14 protein-coding genes are annotated in these 15302 nt (G+C 62.3%); 9 read left to right on the top strand and 5 right to left on the bottom strand.

Features of this window, described 5'->3' with window-relative positions:
- Nucleotides 1-304 precede the first annotated feature (304 nt).
- Both manA and ACP39K_RS00185 read left to right on the top strand, forming a co-directional pair.
- On the top strand, nucleotides 305-1483 hold the full coding sequence (manA, locus tag ACP39K_RS00190) for a mannose-6-phosphate isomerase (RefSeq protein WP_147882011.1): 1179 nt from the start codon (nucleotides 305-307) through the stop codon (nucleotides 1481-1483).
- Between the two features lie 140 nt (nucleotides 1484-1623).
- Nucleotides 1624-3156 carry a YdgA family protein gene (locus ACP39K_RS00185; protein WP_089184558.1) on the top strand — a complete coding sequence of 511 codons (1533 nt, stop codon included), beginning with the start codon at nucleotides 1624-1626 and terminating at the stop codon, nucleotides 3154-3156.
- 45 nt (nucleotides 3157-3201) lie between these two features.
- Here ACP39K_RS00185 and ACP39K_RS00180 read toward each other — a convergent pair whose 3' ends face one another.
- Nucleotides 3202-4356, bottom strand: a complete 1155-nt coding sequence (locus ACP39K_RS00180; RefSeq protein WP_497008202.1) for a serine hydrolase domain-containing protein — start codon at nucleotides 4354-4356, stop codon at nucleotides 3202-3204.
- Nucleotides 4357-4458: 102 nt separating this feature from the next.
- Here ACP39K_RS00180 and ACP39K_RS00175 point away from each other — a divergent pair, with 102 nt between their 5' ends.
- Nucleotides 4459-5364: a LysR family transcriptional regulator gene (locus tag ACP39K_RS00175; RefSeq protein ID WP_197821824.1), complete on the top strand. Its 906-nt coding sequence runs from the start codon at nucleotides 4459-4461 to the stop codon at nucleotides 5362-5364.
- Between the two features lie 29 nt (nucleotides 5365-5393).
- On the opposite strand, the gene blaSRT is transcribed toward ACP39K_RS00175, so the two are convergent.
- On the bottom strand, nucleotides 5394-6530 hold the full coding sequence (gene blaSRT, locus ACP39K_RS00170; protein WP_033640466.1) for an SRT/SST family class C beta-lactamase: 1137 nt from the start codon (nucleotides 6528-6530) through the stop codon (nucleotides 5394-5396).
- Between the two features lie 206 nt (nucleotides 6531-6736).
- Between blaSRT and ACP39K_RS00165 the strand changes: the two genes are divergently transcribed.
- Nucleotides 6737-7618 carry a LysR substrate-binding domain-containing protein gene (locus ACP39K_RS00165; protein ID WP_497008201.1) on the top strand — a complete coding sequence of 294 codons (882 nt, stop codon included), beginning with the start codon at nucleotides 6737-6739 and terminating at the stop codon, nucleotides 7616-7618.
- On the opposite strand, the gene ACP39K_RS00160 is transcribed toward ACP39K_RS00165, so the two are convergent.
- Entirely contained in the window at nucleotides 7615-8646 is a 1032-nt protein-coding gene (locus ACP39K_RS00160) for a Mal regulon transcriptional regulator MalI (protein ID WP_033640467.1), read from the bottom strand. The genes ACP39K_RS00165 and ACP39K_RS00160 overlap by 4 nt on opposite strands.
- 223 nt (nucleotides 8647-8869) lie before the next feature.
- On the opposite strand from ACP39K_RS00160, the gene malX reads away from it, so the two are divergent.
- Together malX and ACP39K_RS00150 are read left to right on the top strand one after the other, a co-directional pair.
- Complete coding sequence (gene malX, locus ACP39K_RS00155; protein WP_033640468.1) at nucleotides 8870-10489, top strand: maltose/glucose-specific PTS transporter subunit IIBC; 1620 nt, start codon at nucleotides 8870-8872, stop codon at nucleotides 10487-10489.
- The gene (locus tag ACP39K_RS00150; RefSeq protein WP_197821822.1) at nucleotides 10482-11663 is read left to right on the top strand and encodes a MalY/PatB family protein; all 1182 of its coding nucleotides are present in this window, start codon (nucleotides 10482-10484) and stop codon (nucleotides 11661-11663) included. The genes malX and ACP39K_RS00150 overlap by 8 nt, the downstream gene beginning before the upstream one ends.
- A gap of 31 nt (nucleotides 11664-11694) precedes the next feature.
- Here ACP39K_RS00150 and ACP39K_RS00145 read toward each other — a convergent pair whose 3' ends face one another.
- Both ACP39K_RS00145 and ACP39K_RS00140 read right to left on the bottom strand, forming a co-directional pair.
- Complete coding sequence (locus ACP39K_RS00145; protein WP_015377760.1) at nucleotides 11695-12063, bottom strand: hypothetical protein; 369 nt, start codon at nucleotides 12061-12063, stop codon at nucleotides 11695-11697.
- Entirely contained in the window at nucleotides 12060-12656 is a 597-nt protein-coding gene (locus tag ACP39K_RS00140) for an NUDIX domain-containing protein (protein WP_497008200.1), read from the bottom strand. The genes ACP39K_RS00145 and ACP39K_RS00140 overlap by 4 nt, the downstream gene beginning before the upstream one ends.
- 96 nt (nucleotides 12657-12752) lie before the next feature.
- Here ACP39K_RS00140 and ACP39K_RS00135 point away from each other — a divergent pair, with 96 nt between their 5' ends.
- The 3 genes from ACP39K_RS00135 to ACP39K_RS00125 all read left to right on the top strand — a co-directional run bounded on the left by ACP39K_RS00135 (nucleotide 12753) and on the right by ACP39K_RS00125 (nucleotide 15297).
- On the top strand, nucleotides 12753-13508 hold the full coding sequence (locus tag ACP39K_RS00135; protein ID WP_033640472.1) for a DeoR/GlpR family DNA-binding transcription regulator: 756 nt from the start codon (nucleotides 12753-12755) through the stop codon (nucleotides 13506-13508).
- A gap of 136 nt (nucleotides 13509-13644) precedes the next feature.
- Nucleotides 13645-14643, top strand: coding sequence for an adenosine deaminase (gene add, locus ACP39K_RS00130; protein WP_016927887.1), 999 nt, complete (start codon nucleotides 13645-13647; stop codon nucleotides 14641-14643).
- 108 nt (nucleotides 14644-14751) lie between these two features.
- Entirely contained in the window at nucleotides 14752-15297 is a 546-nt protein-coding gene (locus tag ACP39K_RS00125; protein ID WP_033640473.1) for an AAA family ATPase, read from the top strand.
- The last annotated feature ends 5 nt before the right edge of the window (nucleotides 15298-15302 follow it).

Here is a 15302-nt window from a genome sequence, read left to right as displayed (position 1 = left end):
AATAAATAATGACGCAGAATGACCAAACTATCGGCAATAATTCCGCTGGACCAAAGAATAATCGATCGGCGGGTTTTCCGGACCGCCTTGAGGCCTGCGCGCCAATTGAGACGCCGATCGTTATCACGCTATACTTTGGCCCCGTTGCCGGGCGCGACGTTATCCGGCGTTTTTTTGATCGCGCCCATGATTTTTCCTGCCGACGCGGGCGTAGGATAGGTGTCGGCACAGATTTAGTTAACCGTATAAAATCAGTAGGTTATTGTCATCCAGTACGACAATGACGTTAAGGACGTTTATCGACATGCAAAAAATGACCAACGCGGTACAGAATTACGCCTGGGGCAGCCACGATGCGCTGACCCGTCTTTACGGCATCGCCAACCCGGATAATCAGCCGATGGCCGAACTGTGGATGGGCGCCCATCCCAAGAGCCCTTCCCGCGTGCCGGGCGCCGACGGTGAACTGCGTTCGCTGCGCGATCTGATCGACGAAGACCAGCCAAAACAGCTGGGCGCCAACGTCGCCAGCCGTTTTGGCGAGTTGCCGTTCCTGTTTAAAGTGCTGTGCGCCGATCAGCCGCTGTCGATCCAGGTCCACCCGAGCAAAGCGGCGGCCGAGGTCGGCTTCGCGAAAGAGAACGCCGCAGGCATCCCGCTGAGCGCCGCCGAACGCAACTACAAAGATCCCAATCACAAGCCCGAGCTGGTGTTCGCCCTGACGCCGTTCCTGGCGATGAACGGTTTTCGTGAATTGGCCGATATCGTTTCCCTGCTGCAGCCGATCGCCGGCGCGCACCACGACATCGCCGCCTTCCTGCAGCAGCCGGACACCGCCCATCTCGCGACCCTGTTCTCTAGCCTGTTGACGATGAGCGGCGAACAAAAATCGCTGGCGCTCGGCGTGCTGAAAGCCGCGCTCAACAACCAGCAGGGGGAACCCTGGGATACCGTGCGCTTCATCGCCGGCTTCTATCCGGACGACAGCGGTCTGTTCTCACCGCTGCTGTTGAACGTGGTGCAACTCGCGCCAGGCGAGGCGATGTTCCTGTATGCCGAAACGCCGCACGCCTACCTGAAAGGCGTGGCGCTGGAGGTGATGGCCAACTCGGATAACGTGCTGCGCGCGGGCCTGACGCCGAAATTCATCGACGTGCCCGAGCTGCTGGCCAACCTGCAGTTCCGCCCGCAACCGGCTTCCGGCCTGCTGACCCAACCGGAGCAACGCGGCAACGAGCTGTTCTTCCCGATCCCGGTGGAAGATTTCGCCTTCTCACTGCACGATTTGACCGCCGCGCCGCAGGCGCTGGCACAGCGAAGCGCCGCCATCGTGTTCTGCGTCGCCGGCGAAGCGACGCTGGAGAAATCCGGGCAACGCCTGACGCTCAAACCGGGCGAATCCTGCTTTATCGGGGCGTTCGAATCCCCGGTCAACGTCAGCGGCAGCGGCCGCATCGCCCGGGTTTATAACCAACTGGCCTAACCGTTGATAAATTTCAGCAAATTGCTTGCTGAAAGCGAGAGCTGCCCCCACAATTAAACGCCTGCGGGCGTTTTTTGGCGGCCCCTATTTGCCCCTCCCACGCAACGGAGGGTGATAAGAAAAAAGGATGAAACAGAGCTATGAAAAAATCGTTAGTCGCTGTCAGCGTCATTGTCGTTCTTGGCGCAGCATGGACCGGGGCATCCTGGTACACCGGGAAACAGATCGAGCAGCACATGGGCGAAGTCGTCGACAACGCCAATGGCCAATTGAAAGCCTACCTGCCGAAAGCCGGCGTCAAGCTGAGCTATGAAAATTACCAGCGCGGCCTGTTCAGCAGCAAAGTGCGTTATGTGCTGCGTTCCGACGGCACGGATACCAGCGAAAACGCGGCGCTGAAAGCCGGTGAAGAAGTGGCGTTCCTGGAAACCATCGATCACGGTCCGTTCCCGTTCGCGCAGCTGAAAAAATTCAACCTGCTGCCGAGCATGGCGTCGGTGCATACCGAGCTGGAAAACACCCCGGCGGTGAAAGGCCTGTTTGAAACCACCAAAGGCAAATCGCTGTTTACCGCCGATTCGCGCATCTCGTACAGCGGCGATACCGCGTCCACCATCGACTTTATCCCACTGGACTACCAGAAGGATAAATCTTCGCTGAAATTCAGCGGCGCCACCATTGACGCCGACGTGTCCCGCGATCTGAAAAAATTCGCGCTGGACGCCAATAGCGACACTATCGTGTTCGCCAGCCCGAATGAATTCGGCCAAAACGAGCAGATCACCTTCCAGGGCTTCAACCTGAAAGGCAACAGCAACGAAAGCAAGTTCGGCGTGAAGCTCGGCGATCAGACGATGACCCTGAAACAGTTCAAACTGACGATCGACGGTAAAGACACCGTGGCGTTGGACGGTTTCAATCTGGTGAGCAAGTTCGGCGAGCAAGGCAGCAGCAACATCGGCGGCCAGATCGACTACACCATGGACGCGCTCAAGGTGCAGGGCAACGACTTCGGCGCCGGTAAACTGACGCTGAAAATCGACAACGTCGACGGCAAGGCGCTGAAAGACTTCTCCGACAGCTACAACCGCCAAACCATGGCGCTGCTGCAGCAGGGCGAGAACCTGGATCCGGACGTCTACGAGCAGCAGACCTCCGAGATGCTGCAAAAGAACCTGCCGATGCTGCTGAAAGGCAATCCAAGCCTCAGCATCGCCCCGCTGAGCTGGAAAAACAGCAAGGGTGAGAGCATCTTCACGCTGGATCTGGCGATGACCGATCCGAGCAAGGCCGCCTCCCCGGCACAATCGCCGGATCAAGTTATCGCTCAGGCGGTTAAAAAGCTGGATCTCAGCCTGACCATTCCGGAAGCGATGGCCACCGAAGTGACCGCGAAAACCGCCTTGTTGCAGGGCTATAATGCGGAAGACGCGCAGAAACTGGCGCAGCAGCAAGTACAGGGCCTGGCGGCCATGGGCCAGATGTTCAAACTGACCACCCAGAAAGACGGCGTGATCGCGAGCCAGTTCCATTACGCTGACAATCAGGTTGACCTGAACGGCAACAAAATGTCGCTGCAGGAGTTCATCGGCCAGTTCGCCATGCTGGGCGCCCCGGCGGAAGACGCTGAACCGGCGCAGGAAGCGGAACCCGCTCCGGCACCGGCGCAGTAATCGCCTGAAAACCAGATCAAGGGCCCCCTGCGGGGCCCTTTTTATTTACGCCGCATAAACCGCATCGCGGATCTGCTGCGGGTAGCGGCCGCACATGCCCTCAAATGCGGTATTAGTCAAGACGACTACGCTCAGCTGCGCCTGTGGATCAAAGAACCAGCTGTGGCCGTAAACGCCGCCCCAGGTCAGGGTACCGGCATGCTGCGGCGTCTGCGCCGCTTCTGCGTCCATCAGCAGCGCGCCGCCAAAGCCGAAGCCCCAGCCCGGCCCTTGCGTTTGCGCCTGCGCGCCCACGTGCGGGTGACGCAGCAACGCCACCGTCTCCGGCTGCAACATGCCCTGCCCGCCGCTGCGCAACGCTTCCACCAGCTTCAGCACATCGTCGGCATCGCCGACCATGCCCGCGCCGCCGGAAGGATAAGCCTCCGCGTTAAGCGCGCGCGCCGGCGAGAACGTCACTTCTCCCCCCGCCATGCCTTCCGGCAAGGCGATCCGCACGCCTTCCGGCATGCGCCGCGGCCCCTGCGGCGTATTGTAATACGGCGTCGCCAGGTTCACGGCGTCCGTCGCATGGAATGCGGTGTTGCCAAGCCCCAGCGGCCGCGCCACCCAGTCGACAAACAGCTGCGGCAGCGACATGCCCGTCACCCGCTCCAGCACCGCGCCAAGCACGTCGATCGCCAGTGAATAATTGAAGCGCTCTCCCGGTTCCGACAGCAACGGCGCCTGCGCCAACAGCCGCAGGTTTTGCTCCAGCGTCAGCGTCGACAGCTCCACGCCGTCCTGGATCCCCAACTGATGGTAAACGCCCGCCGGCGGTTGGTTCAGCCGATAGTCCAGACCGGCGGTATGGCTCAGCAAATGGCGGATCTTGATCGTCGGGCGGCGGCCATCCGCCAGCGCCGGGGTAAACCACGGCAGCCAATCGCTGACCGCATCGTCCAGGCTCAGTTTGCCCCGCTCAATCAGGCGCAGCGCCGCCAGCGTGGTATAGGGTTTGGAGACCGACGACAGCCGAAACTGCGTTTCCCGCCGCATCGGCCGGCGCGCTTCGCGGTCGGCATAGCCGGCCGCCCCGGCGTAACCAATCTCGCCCTGCCGCGCCACCAGCACCACGCTGCCCACGATGCGCCCTTCGGCCATCGCCTGTTGATCGATCGCCGCGATCCGTTCTGTTAACGCCTGTTGTGTTGCCGACATGATTTTCATCTCGCTGAGGGAAAGTAAAACCAGTCTAAAACGTTCGTCATAAATTAAAATAAGGCATAATTTAATGAATCATTAAGCACAGGTTATTAATAGATGAGTTCTCTCCTGCAACTGCTGCCCTATTTCGAAGCCGTGGCACGGCTGGGCAACTTTACCCGCGCGGCCAGCCAACTGGGCGTCACGCCGCCGGCGGTGTCGCAAAACATTCAGGCGCTGGAGAATCAGCTCGGAGTGAGGTTATTCCACCGCACCAGCCGCTCGGTGCGCCTCAGCGACGAGGGCCGGTTGTTCTATCAGAAGGTGTCGCCGGCCATGAGCCAGATCGACGTGGCGGCGGACGACGTGCGCGCCCTGGGCGCGCAGCCGGCGGGCCTGCTGCGCATTACGCTGCCGCAGCTGGCCGCTTCGCTGCTGGTGATGCCGCACCTGGCGGAATTTCAGCGACGCTATCCCGAAGTGCAGCTGGAGCTGTTTACCGAAGATCGCTTTTCCGATCTGGTGCTGGGCAGTTTCGATGCCGGCATTCGCATGCACGCCATGTTGCAAAAGGACATGATCGCCGTGCCAATCGACAACGGCCAGCGCCGGGTGCTGGTCGCCTCGCCCGACTATCTGGCGCGTTGCGGCGCGCCGGCCACGCCGGACGATCTGCTTGCGCACCATTGCCTGCGCTACCGTTTTCCCGGCAGCGGCAAATTGGAACCCTGGTATTTCAGTCGGCACGGCGATGAGCGGGCGCTGGACGTCATCGGCAGTTTGATCTTTAACGAAGATCGGCTGATCAAGGATGCGGCGTTGGCGGGGCTGGGTATCGCACAGCGTTTTCAGGGCACGGTGTTGCAGGAGCTGGCGCAGGGCGATCTGGTGGAAGTGCTGCCGGAGTATGCCAGCGAGGCATCGGGATTTTTCATCTACTTTCCCGCCGGCAGGCATCTGCCGCTCAAGCTGCGCGCCTTTATCGACTTCATGCGCGAGCGGCGAGATCGACAGCACCGGTAACAGGGGCGCCCCGACGGCGCCCCCCACGATCAGCGCTTATCCAACGCTTGCACGATGCGGTAAGCCGCCTCGACCCGATCGTCGTTCGGGAACCATTTGTTGGCCAGCATCACCACGGCGATATTCTTCGCCGGGATAAACACCGCGTAGGTGGAGAAACCGCCGGTAGAGCCGGTTTTGTTATACCAGCCGGCGCGCAATTCCGGCTGCGGCGGCGTGATGGCGGTAGCCGGCGTGCCGTTCATGATCATCCCGGCGTTGTTGCCCTCGATCAAACGAGACAATTTCACCGGGTACGGGTAGTTCTCCCACATCAGATCCTGCGTGAACGCGCCCGCCTTGTAATAACCGACGTGCGTCGCGGTCAGCGCCTCGCGCCACGGCTGCGCGACCTTCACCTGCTGCAGGTTGGCGTCCAGATAGCGAATCAGATCGCGAGCGTTGGACTTGATGCCGTAAGACTCGGCGTCCAGCGGGCCGGGATTGACCCGCACCGGCTTATCGTCCTTGTTGTAGCCCTGCGCATAGTTGGCCATCTGCGCCGCCGGCACCTGAACGTAGGTGTGGCGCATGCCCAACGCCGGCAGCATCCCCTGCTCCATCGCCTGGGTAAACGGCTGGTCGAGGCTCTTGGCGGCGATCATGCCCAGCATGCCGATGCCGAGGTTGGAATAGACGCGGTAGCTGCCCGCCGGATGTTTCGGCTGCCAGGCCCGGTAGTAGGCCATCAGTTGGGCGTTGTCGGTCACGTCGTCCGGCACGAACAGCGGCAGGCCGGAGGTATGCGTCGCCAGATTCAGCAGGCTGACGCCGTCGAAGGCGCTGCCGCGCAGCTCGGGCAGGTAGCGGCTGGCCGGATCGTTGAACGACAGCTTGCCCTGCTGCTGCGCATAGACCGCCAGCGTCGCAGTGAAGGTTTTGCTCAGCGAGCCCACTTCGAACAGCGTCTGCTCGGTGATCGGTTTGCCGGTCTGCTTCGAGGCGACGCCATACGGGTAAATCTGCTGTTTGCCGTCGACCGACACGGCGATCGCCATGCCCGGCACGCCATATTTTTTCATCAGCGGCTGAATAACGGCGTCGATATCCTGCTGCTGCGCGGCGTGCGCGGTCGGCAAGATCAGTGCGGCGATCAGCGCGGCCGCCAGGCGGTTCATTTTCGTCATGATAGAGGCTCTTCGGTTGCAGGGCATCGGCCGCGGCCAAAAGTTTTTATTGGCGTTATGCACGGCGCTTTCCCTGGTTGATGATGTCATTCCTTTACGGCTGCCGCGACGCTCTCAGCAGCCGCGCCAAATATCGGATTTTGCCGTCGGGTTGACAAGCGATAATAATTTCAGCCAGCATAAAGAAAAACTTATGGCTATCGACAATGCGCAACCGACTTCCCCTCAACGCCCTGCGGGCGTTCGAATCCTCCGCCCGCCACCTGAACTTCACCCGCGCCGGCCTGGAGCTGCGCGTCACCCAGGCCGCCGTCAGCCAGCAGGTGCGCATGCTGGAAGAACAGCTGGGCATTCAGCTGTTCCGCCGCCTGCCGCGCGGGTTGGATCTGACCGAAGAGGGCCAGGCGCTGCTGCCGGTGTTGAGCGACGCTTTCGACCGCATCGAGGCGGTGCTGCAGCAGTTCGAAGGCGGGCATTTCCACGAGGTGCTGACGGTGGCGGTGGTCGGCACCTTCGCCGTCGGCTGGCTGATGCCGCGGCTGGCGGCGTTCCGCGCGGCGCATCCGTTCATCGATCTGCGGGTGCTGACCCACAACAACCTGGTCAATCTGTCGGCCGACGGCATGGATTTCGCCATCCGTTTCGGCGAAGGTCTCTGGCCCGCCACCTGCAATATCAAGCTGTTCGACGCGCCGCTGACGGTGATCTGCCCGCCGGCGGTCGCCGCGCGCTTGCGCACGCCGCAGGATCTGCAGCACGAGCAGCTGATGCGCACTTACCGCAAGGATGAATGGGAACGCTGGTTCACGGCTGCGCAGGTGACGCCGTGGCGGATCAACGGACCGGTGTTCGACTCATCCCGGCTGATGGTGGAAGGCGCGATCCAGTGCGACGGCGTAGCGCTGGCACCGGTCAGCATGTTCCGCCGCGAACTGGCCGCCGGCGCGCTGCAGCGGCCATTCGCCGCCGAGGCCGCGCTCGGCGCCTACTGGCTGACCCATTTGAAATCGCGGGATCTGACGCCGGCGATGAAAACCTTTATCGGCTGGATCCGCCGGGAGGCGGAAGAGGAACAGCGGCGGGACTAGGCGGAGCCGCGCCGGATCAGCGTCGGTGGCAAAATGACGTTCTGCGCCGGCAGATCGGCGTCACCGATGCGCTGCAGCAGGCGCGCGGCGGCGCTGCGCCCCACTTCCCGCGCCGAGCTGGAGACGAAGGTCAGCGGCGGCTCGGTCAGTTCGGCCTCCGGCACGTCGCCGAAACCGATCAGCGCCACCTGCCGGCCATAGTAGGCGTCGACCCCGTCCGAGCCGATGCTGCGGCCGCTGCGCGTCAGGCCAAAATAGGCGCCGAGCGCCACCGACGCCTTGTGGCAGACGATGGCGGTAATGTTCGGGTAGTGGCGCAGCAGTTGCTCTGCCGCTTCCGCCGCCTCACGCTGCCGGCAATCGCACTCGACGATCCATTCGCTGCGAAACGGCAGGCCGTACTGCACCAGCGTGGCGCAAAAACCGCCCAACCGCTCGGCGCGCGTCAATGAGTCGCTCTGGCCGCCGAGGTAGGCGATTTGGCTGTGACCGCGTTTGATCAAAAATTCGGTGGCCAGCTTGGCGGCCTGCATATTGTCCGGGCGCACCACGTCCACCCCATCGAGACCGCTGGAGCGCGCCACGCAGACCAGCGGCACGCCCTGCTCGGCCGCCTTTTCCTTCAGCCCAGCCGCCGCGCGGATGCCGCCCGCCAGCACGATGCCGTCGACGCCCTGCGCCAGCAGCGCGTCAAACGCCCGCTGCAAGCCCTGGCCATCGCGCCCGCTCTGGGTTAAAAACAGCAGCTTGTCGTGCGCCTCCAGCGCTTCGCTCAGCCCGGCGGTCATTTCGGCATAGAAGGGTTCGCAGATGTCGCGCAGAATAAGGCCAATCACTCCGGACTCCCCGCCGCGCAGCGTCGCCGCCTGGCGATTGCGCACATAACCCAGCTGCTCTATCGCCTGATTGACCTTCTCGGCGGTGGTCGGCGAAATGCGCCCCTTGCCGCTCAACACCAGGGAAACCGTGGTGACCGACACGCCCGCCTGCTGCGCCACATCGGTGATGGTGATTTTTTTGATGCTCATAGTCTCTGCGAACCCGTTCCTGGGCAACCCGCGCCGTAATGATCAAGGGTATACCGAATCCGTTAGCTCAGTAAAACGTTTTACTGCCTGCCGCATTGTCGCCAAAAACCGGGCGGCAGATTTGTGATTGGCGGCGCATTTTTGCTAGGTAAAACGTTTTATCTTCTTTTTACCTAATCAGAAGTCCCCTTTTTGCTCGTCTTTTCGCCAGGAGAAGTCGGTTATGTCAGCAGCCAACAAACCCAAAATCACCCTCTGGGAGTTCTTCCAGAGCCTGGGCAAAACGTTCATGTTGCCCGTCGCCTTGCTCTCTTTCTGCGGCATCATGCTGGGGATCGGCAGCTCGCTGAGCAGCCGCGACGTGATCACCCTGATGCCATTTATCGGCCACCCGATCTTCCAGCTGATCTTTACCTGGATGAGCAAGGTAGGCTCCTTCGCCTTCAGCTTCCTGCCGGTGATGTTCGCCATCGCCATTCCGCTGGGCATGGCGCGCGAAAACAAAGGCGTCGCCGCCTTCTCCGGTTTCGTCGGCTTCGCCGTGCTGAATCTGGGCACCAACTTCTACCTGACCGCCGCCGGCGTGCTGCCCACCAGCGATCCGTTGGTGCTGAAAGCCAACAATATCCAGAACATTCTCGGCATTCAGTCGATCGATACCGGCATCCTCGGCGCGGTGATCGTCGGCATCATCGTCTATCGCCTGCATGAACGCTTCCACACCATCCGCCTGCCGGACGCGCTGGCGTTCTTCGGCGGCACGCGCTTCGTGCCGATCGTGACCACCGTGGTGCTGGGGCTGTGCGGCCTGGTGATCCCGCTGATCTGGCCGTGGTTCGCCGCCGGCATCACCGGGCTGGGTTGGGTGATCAACAGCGCCGGCGCCTTTGGCCCGATGCTGTTCGGCACCGGCGAACGCTTGCTGCTGCCGTTCGGCCTGCAGCACATTCTGGTGGCGCTGATCCGCTTTACCGAGGCAGGCGGCACGATGGAGGTGTGCGGCCACAGCGTCAGCGGCGCCCTGACCATCTTCCAGGCGCAGCTCTCCTGTCCGACCACCACCGGCTTCGCCGAGAGCGCCACCCGCTTCCTGTCGCAGGGTAAAATGCCGGCGTTTCTCGGCGGCCTGCCGGGCGCGGCGCTGGCGATGTACCACTGCGCCAAACCGGAGAACCGCCATAAAATCAAAGGGCTGTTGATTTCCGGCGTGGTGGCCTGCGTGGTTGGCGGCACCACCGAGCCGATCGAGTTCCTGTTCCTGTTCGTCGCGCCGTTCCTGTATCTGATCCACGCGCTGCTCACCGGGTTGGGCTTTACCGTGATGGCGCTGCTGGGCGTGACCATCGGCAACACCGACGGCAATATCATCGACTTCGTGGTGTTCGGCATTCTGCACGGCACCGCCACCAAGTGGTATCTGGTGCCGGTGGTGGCCGCCGTCTGGTTCGTCGGCTATTACGCCATTTTCCGCTTCGCCATCCAGCGCTTTAACATCAAAACGCCGGGCCGTGAGAGCGACAGCGCCGTCAGCCAAAGCGCGCCGAGCGGCGCGGTGGGCAAATCCGGCTACAATGTGCCGGCGATTTTGGCGGCGCTCGGCGGCCCGGGCAACATCATTACGCTGGACAACTGCATCACCCGCCTGCGCCTGTCGGTCAACGACATGAGCCGGGTGGACGACGCGGCGCTGAAAGCCAATCGCGCCATCGGCGTGGTGCATCTCAACGACCACAATCTGCAGGTGGTGATCGGCCCGCAGGTGCAATCGGTGAAAGATGAATTAGACTCACTGATAGCCACGGCGCAACCTGCCGCGGCGCTGCAGGGAGCCACCCATGTTTGATTTCTCCACCCCGATCGACCGCCACGGCACCTGGTGCACCCAGTGGGACTATATCGCCGATCGTTTCGGCAGCGACGACCTGCTGCCGTTCACCATCTCCGATATGGATTTCGCCACCGCGCCGTGCATTCTCGAGGCGCTGCAACAGCGCCTGCAGCACGGCGTGCTGGGCTACAGCCGCTGGCAGCACGAAGACTTTCTCGGCGCGCTGCGCCACTGGTATCAGCAACGTTTCAACGTCGCCATCGACACCGCAACGGCGGTGTACGGCCCTTCCGTTATCTACATGGCGGCGCAGCTGATCCGCCAATGGTCCTTACCGGGCGACTATGTGGTGACCCATACCCCGGCTTACGACGCCTTCTACAAGGTGATCCTCGCCAACCAACGCCAACTGCTGGCCTGCCCGCTGCACAAGGCCGGCGACGACTGGCGCTGCGACATGGCGCACCTTGAGGCGTTGCTCGCGCGGCCGCAAACCAAGATCCTGCTGCTGTGCAGCCCGCACAACCCCACCGGCAAAGTGTGGCGCCGCGACGAGCTGCAGCAAATGGCCGAACTGTGCGAGCGCCACGACGTGCGCGTCATCAGCGACGAAATCCACATGGATATGGCATGGGGTGAACACCGCCATACGCCGTGGAGCCAGGTGGCGACCGGCGCCTGGGCCTTGCTGACCTCCGGCTCCAAGAGTTTTAACATTCCGGCACTGACCGGCGCCTACGGCTTTATCAGCGACGACGCCAGCCGCGAAGCCTATTTCCAGCAGCTCAAAGCCCGCGACGGCCTCTCCTCACCGGCGGTGCTGGCGGTGGCGGCGCACGTGGCCGCCTATCGCCACGGCGCACCCTGGCTGGACGCCCTGCGCGACTATCTGCAGGATAATCTGACCTACGTCGCCGAGCGGCTGGAGCAGGCGTTTCCCGCGCTGGGCTGGCGCCCGCCGCAGGCCACCTACCTGGCCTGGATCGATCTGCGGCCGCTGGCCGTGGACGATCGGGCGCTGCAGCAGGCGCTGATCGAGCGCGAAAAGGTGGCGATCATGCCGGGCTTTACCTACGGCGAGGAAGGCCGCGGGTTCCTGCGCCTCAACGTCGGCTGCCCACGCAGCAAGCTGGAAGCCGGCATGGACAAGCTGATCGCCGGGTTGAGGTTGGTGCTGGACGAGCAATAGCGCGAGGGGGCGAGCCTCTGCCCGCCCTCCGTTACGCCTGAACAGACGGAATTTCCTCCAGATGACGATAGACCGTCAATCCCCACTCGTTAGCCAACCGCACGTCGTTATCGGCCCCCGCAGACGCCCCTTCGATGCGATACACCGCCTGACACTGCGCAATCAGTCGGTGAGCCACCGGGTAAAGAAACGCCTCGCTCACCGCATCGCCAACCTGAGTGGAACCGGCCGCCGCCGCCAAAGGCAGCGCCAGCCATTCGCCGATCACCGGCACGTGCCCCCGCAGGTAGACCGCCAGCGCCGCCTGTTCCAGGCGCGCCAGATTGGCGGCGATACGCTGCGGATCGCCATCGGTGCCGCTGCGATAGGGTCCGGCGATCAAGATTTGTTGTGCTTTCATCGTTCTTCCTCCAACGTCCGATTCAAGGCGACAAACTGCAGCAGCATGATGGTTTTGGCGTCAACGATCGTACCCTGACGAACCGCCTGCAGGGCCTGCGCCAGCGGCAGCTCGATCACCTCCAAATCTTCCCCCTCCGCCGCCAGCCCGCCGCCCTCGTTGAGGCGATCGCTCGCCTGATATTCACCGACGAAAAAGTGCAGCTTCTCGGTGACCGAGCCTGGGCTCATGTACGCCTCAAACACTTTCTCCACGTTATGCACGAAATAGCCGGTTTCCTCTTCAACTTCGGCGCGGATGCGCGCCTCCGGCGACGCGTCGTCCAACAGCCCGGCGGCGGCCTCAATCAGCATGCCGTCATGACCGTTGACGAACACCGGAAAGCGGAACTGGCGCGTCAGGATCACCGTTTTCGCCTGCCGGTTGAACAGCAAAATCACCGCGCCGTCACCGCGATCGTAAGTCTCACGGCTTTGCCGTTGCCAGACGCCGTCGCGCCGCAGAAAATCAAAGGTGGTTTTTTTCAGCAGGTACCAGTCATCGGACAACACCCGGGTTTCGACAATGCGAACCCTGTCTTTGGTGGCTATCATCGGTTTACTCCGCCAGAGGAAGGAAATTGATACTATCGTGCAGTTTCGTGTATGATCAAGATATTTCGTGCATAGGAAGTTTGAGAGGAAATGGCCATGTTGACCAGCCAACGCAAGAAGATCATTTTGGAAAAACTGGCCCAGGATGGTCAGGTCTTGGCCAAACAGCTCAGCGAGATGTTCGGGCTGTCGGAAGATACGGTCCGGCGCGATCTGCGTGAACTGGACGCCGAGGGGTTGCTGCAGCGGGTGCATGGCGGCGCCCTGCCGGTTTCTTCCGCCATCGCCAGCTTCGCCGAACGCAATCACTTGGAATCCGGCGCCAAACGCGCGATCGCCAAAGCGGCGGCGGCGCTGATCGCCCCCGGCCAGGTGGTGATCATCGACGGCGGCACCACCTCCGCAGAGCTGGTCAGGCAACTGCCGGCCAACCTCAACGCCACCATCGTCACCCACAGCCCCAGCGTCGCCGTGGGGTTGGTCGATCACCCCACCGTCGAGGTGATCCTGATCGGCGGCCGGCTGTACAAGCATTCGATCGTCAGCGTCGGCGCCGCCGCCGTAGAAGCGATGTCGCATATCCGCGCCGATATTTATTTCATGGGCGTGACCGGCGTGCACCCCACTGCAGGTCTGAGCACCGGCGATCTGGAGGAGGCCTACATCAAACGCGCGCTGGCGGCCCGCGCGGCGGAAACCGTGGTGCTGGCCTCCGCCGCCAAGCTTAACGCCGCCTCGCAGTATGCGATCGGCGATATTACGCTGGCGCACACCGTCATCGTTGAGCGGGCTACCGATGACGCACTGATCGCGCCGTTGCAGCAGGCGGGCGTCAGCGTGTTGAAAGCCTGATTCGCGACGATAATGCGATATATCGCGCATTATTTGTGATTCACATCACTTTTTTATGCAACGAGATGGCAAGTTTCATTCATTTGTTTTTATACTGTTCTGCACTTTACCTACGATAAATTAGCGAGTGCCCAGCATGATCGATCCCCGCCTACCGCTTACCGACATTCACCGCCATCTCGACGGCAACATCCGCGCGCAGACCATTCTCGACCTCGGTCGCCAGTTCAATCTCGCCCTGCCGGCCAATGATTTGGAGAGCTTGCGCCCGCACGTGCAGATCACCCATGCCGAACCGGATCTGGTCAGCTTCCTGCAGAAACTGGACTGGGGCGTGGCGGTGCTGGGCGATCTGGACGCCTGCCGCCGGGTGGCTTACGAAAACGTCGAGGACGCTGCCAACGCCGGCCTGCACTATGCCGAGCTGCGTTTCTCCCCTTACTACATGGCGATGAAGCATCAACTACCGGTCGCCGGCGTGGTGGAAGCGGTGATCGATGGGATCCGTTCGGGCTGCCGCGATCGCGACATCGACATTCGCCTGATCGGCATCATGAGCCGCACCTTCGGCGAGGCCGCCTGTCTGCAGGAACTGGAAGGATTGCTGGCGCACCGCGACGGCATTACCGCGCTGGATTTGGCGGGCGATGAGCTGGGCTTCCCCGGCAGCCTGTTCCTCAGCCACTTCAACCGCGCGCGCGACGCCGGCCTGCGCATCACCGTGCACGCGGGCGAAGCCGCCGGCCCGGAAAGCATCTGGCAGGCGATCCGCGAGCTGGGCGCCGAACGTATCGGCCACGGGGTGAAAGCGGTCGAAGATCCGGCTCTGATGGACTTCCTGGCGGAACACGGCATCGGCATCGAATCCTGCCTGACCTCCAACATCCAGACCAGCACCGTGCCGTCGCTGGCGCAGCATCCGCTGGCCACCTTCCTGCGCCACGGCGTGCTGGCGTCGATCAACACCGACGATCCGGCGGTTCAGGGCATCGAGATCGAGCATGAATACCGCGTCGCCGCGCCGCAAGCCGGGCTGACGCCGGAAGAAATCCGCACCGCGCAGGAAAACGGCCTGAAGCTGGCCTTCCTCAGCGAGCAGGAAAAACAGGCGCTGCGCGCCAAAGTTCAAGGCTAATCTCCCAAGGCGCCAAACGGCGCCTTCTTCTCATCCCCCGTTTTCTTCGCCTGCGCGTCTTTATCGCTGTTTTCACTCCATCACTCTGTTGCAAGAGAGGAATTCCGCATGTCTGACAAACTACGCCGCATCGTGCTGACCGGCGGCCCGGGTTCGGGCAAAAGCACGCTCATCGACGTTCTTCATCGCCGAGGCTTTCCGCACTCGCAGGAGGCCGGCCGGGCGATTATTCAGGATCAGGTGAGTATCGGCGGCCATGCGCTGCCGTGGGGCGATCGCCAGGCCTTCGCCGAGCGGATGCTCGATTGGGAACTGCGCTCATGGCGCGAAGCGACGGGGGAAACATGCTGGTTCTTCGATCGCGGGCTGCCGGATATCGCCGGGTATCTCACGCTGTGCGGACTGCCGATCCCCGCGCATTTGACGGCGGCGATCGGCGCCTTTCGCTATGCCGAAAGGGTGTTCATCGCCCCGCCGTGGCAAGCGATCTACGCGCAGGACAGTGAGAGAAAACAATCTTTCGCCGAAGCCGAGCTGACCTACCGGGCGATGGTGGCCGTCTATCGCCGCTATGGCTATCAGCTGCAAGAACTGCCGCGCGCCTCACCGGACGAGCGCGCCGACTTTCTGCTCGACGCGCTGAGCCACCGTTAGCGGCC

It is taken from the genome of Serratia sp. EC4 (assembly GCF_059652115.1).
The sequence above is the reverse complement of the archived record's forward strand: the minus strand, read 5'-3'. Positions and strand labels throughout refer to the sequence as shown.

Bases quoted from the DNA above. Each gene is read 5' to 3' on its own strand.
- manA (WP_147882011.1), top strand. From the start codon at position 305: ATGCAAAAAATGACCAACGCGGTACAGAATTACGCCTGGGGCAGCCAC.
- ACP39K_RS00185 (WP_089184558.1), top strand. From the start codon at position 1,624: ATGAAAAAATCGTTAGTCGCTGTCAGCGTCATTGTCGTTCTTGGCGCA.
- ACP39K_RS00180 (WP_497008202.1), bottom strand. From the start codon at position 4,356: ATGTCGGCAACACAACAGGCGTTAACAGAACGGATCGCGGCGATCGAT.
- ACP39K_RS00175 (WP_197821824.1), top strand. From the start codon at position 4,459: ATGAGTTCTCTCCTGCAACTGCTGCCCTATTTCGAAGCCGTGGCACGG.
- blaSRT (WP_033640466.1), bottom strand. From the start codon at position 6,530: ATGACGAAAATGAACCGCCTGGCGGCCGCGCTGATCGCCGCACTGATC.
- ACP39K_RS00165 (WP_497008201.1), top strand. From the start codon at position 6,737: ATGCGCAACCGACTTCCCCTCAACGCCCTGCGGGCGTTCGAATCCTCC.
- ACP39K_RS00160 (WP_033640467.1), bottom strand. From the start codon at position 8,646: ATGAGCATCAAAAAAATCACCATCACCGATGTGGCGCAGCAGGCGGGC.
- malX (WP_033640468.1), top strand. From the start codon at position 8,870: ATGTCAGCAGCCAACAAACCCAAAATCACCCTCTGGGAGTTCTTCCAG.
- ACP39K_RS00150 (WP_197821822.1), top strand. From the start codon at position 10,482: ATGTTTGATTTCTCCACCCCGATCGACCGCCACGGCACCTGGTGCACC.
- ACP39K_RS00145 (WP_015377760.1), bottom strand. From the start codon at position 12,063: ATGAAAGCACAACAAATCTTGATCGCCGGACCCTATCGCAGCGGCACC.
- ACP39K_RS00140 (WP_497008200.1), bottom strand. From the start codon at position 12,656: ATGATAGCCACCAAAGACAGGGTTCGCATTGTCGAAACCCGGGTGTTG.
- ACP39K_RS00135 (WP_033640472.1), top strand. From the start codon at position 12,753: ATGTTGACCAGCCAACGCAAGAAGATCATTTTGGAAAAACTGGCCCAG.
- add (WP_016927887.1), top strand. From the start codon at position 13,645: ATGATCGATCCCCGCCTACCGCTTACCGACATTCACCGCCATCTCGAC.
- ACP39K_RS00125 (WP_033640473.1), top strand. From the start codon at position 14,752: ATGTCTGACAAACTACGCCGCATCGTGCTGACCGGCGGCCCGGGTTCG.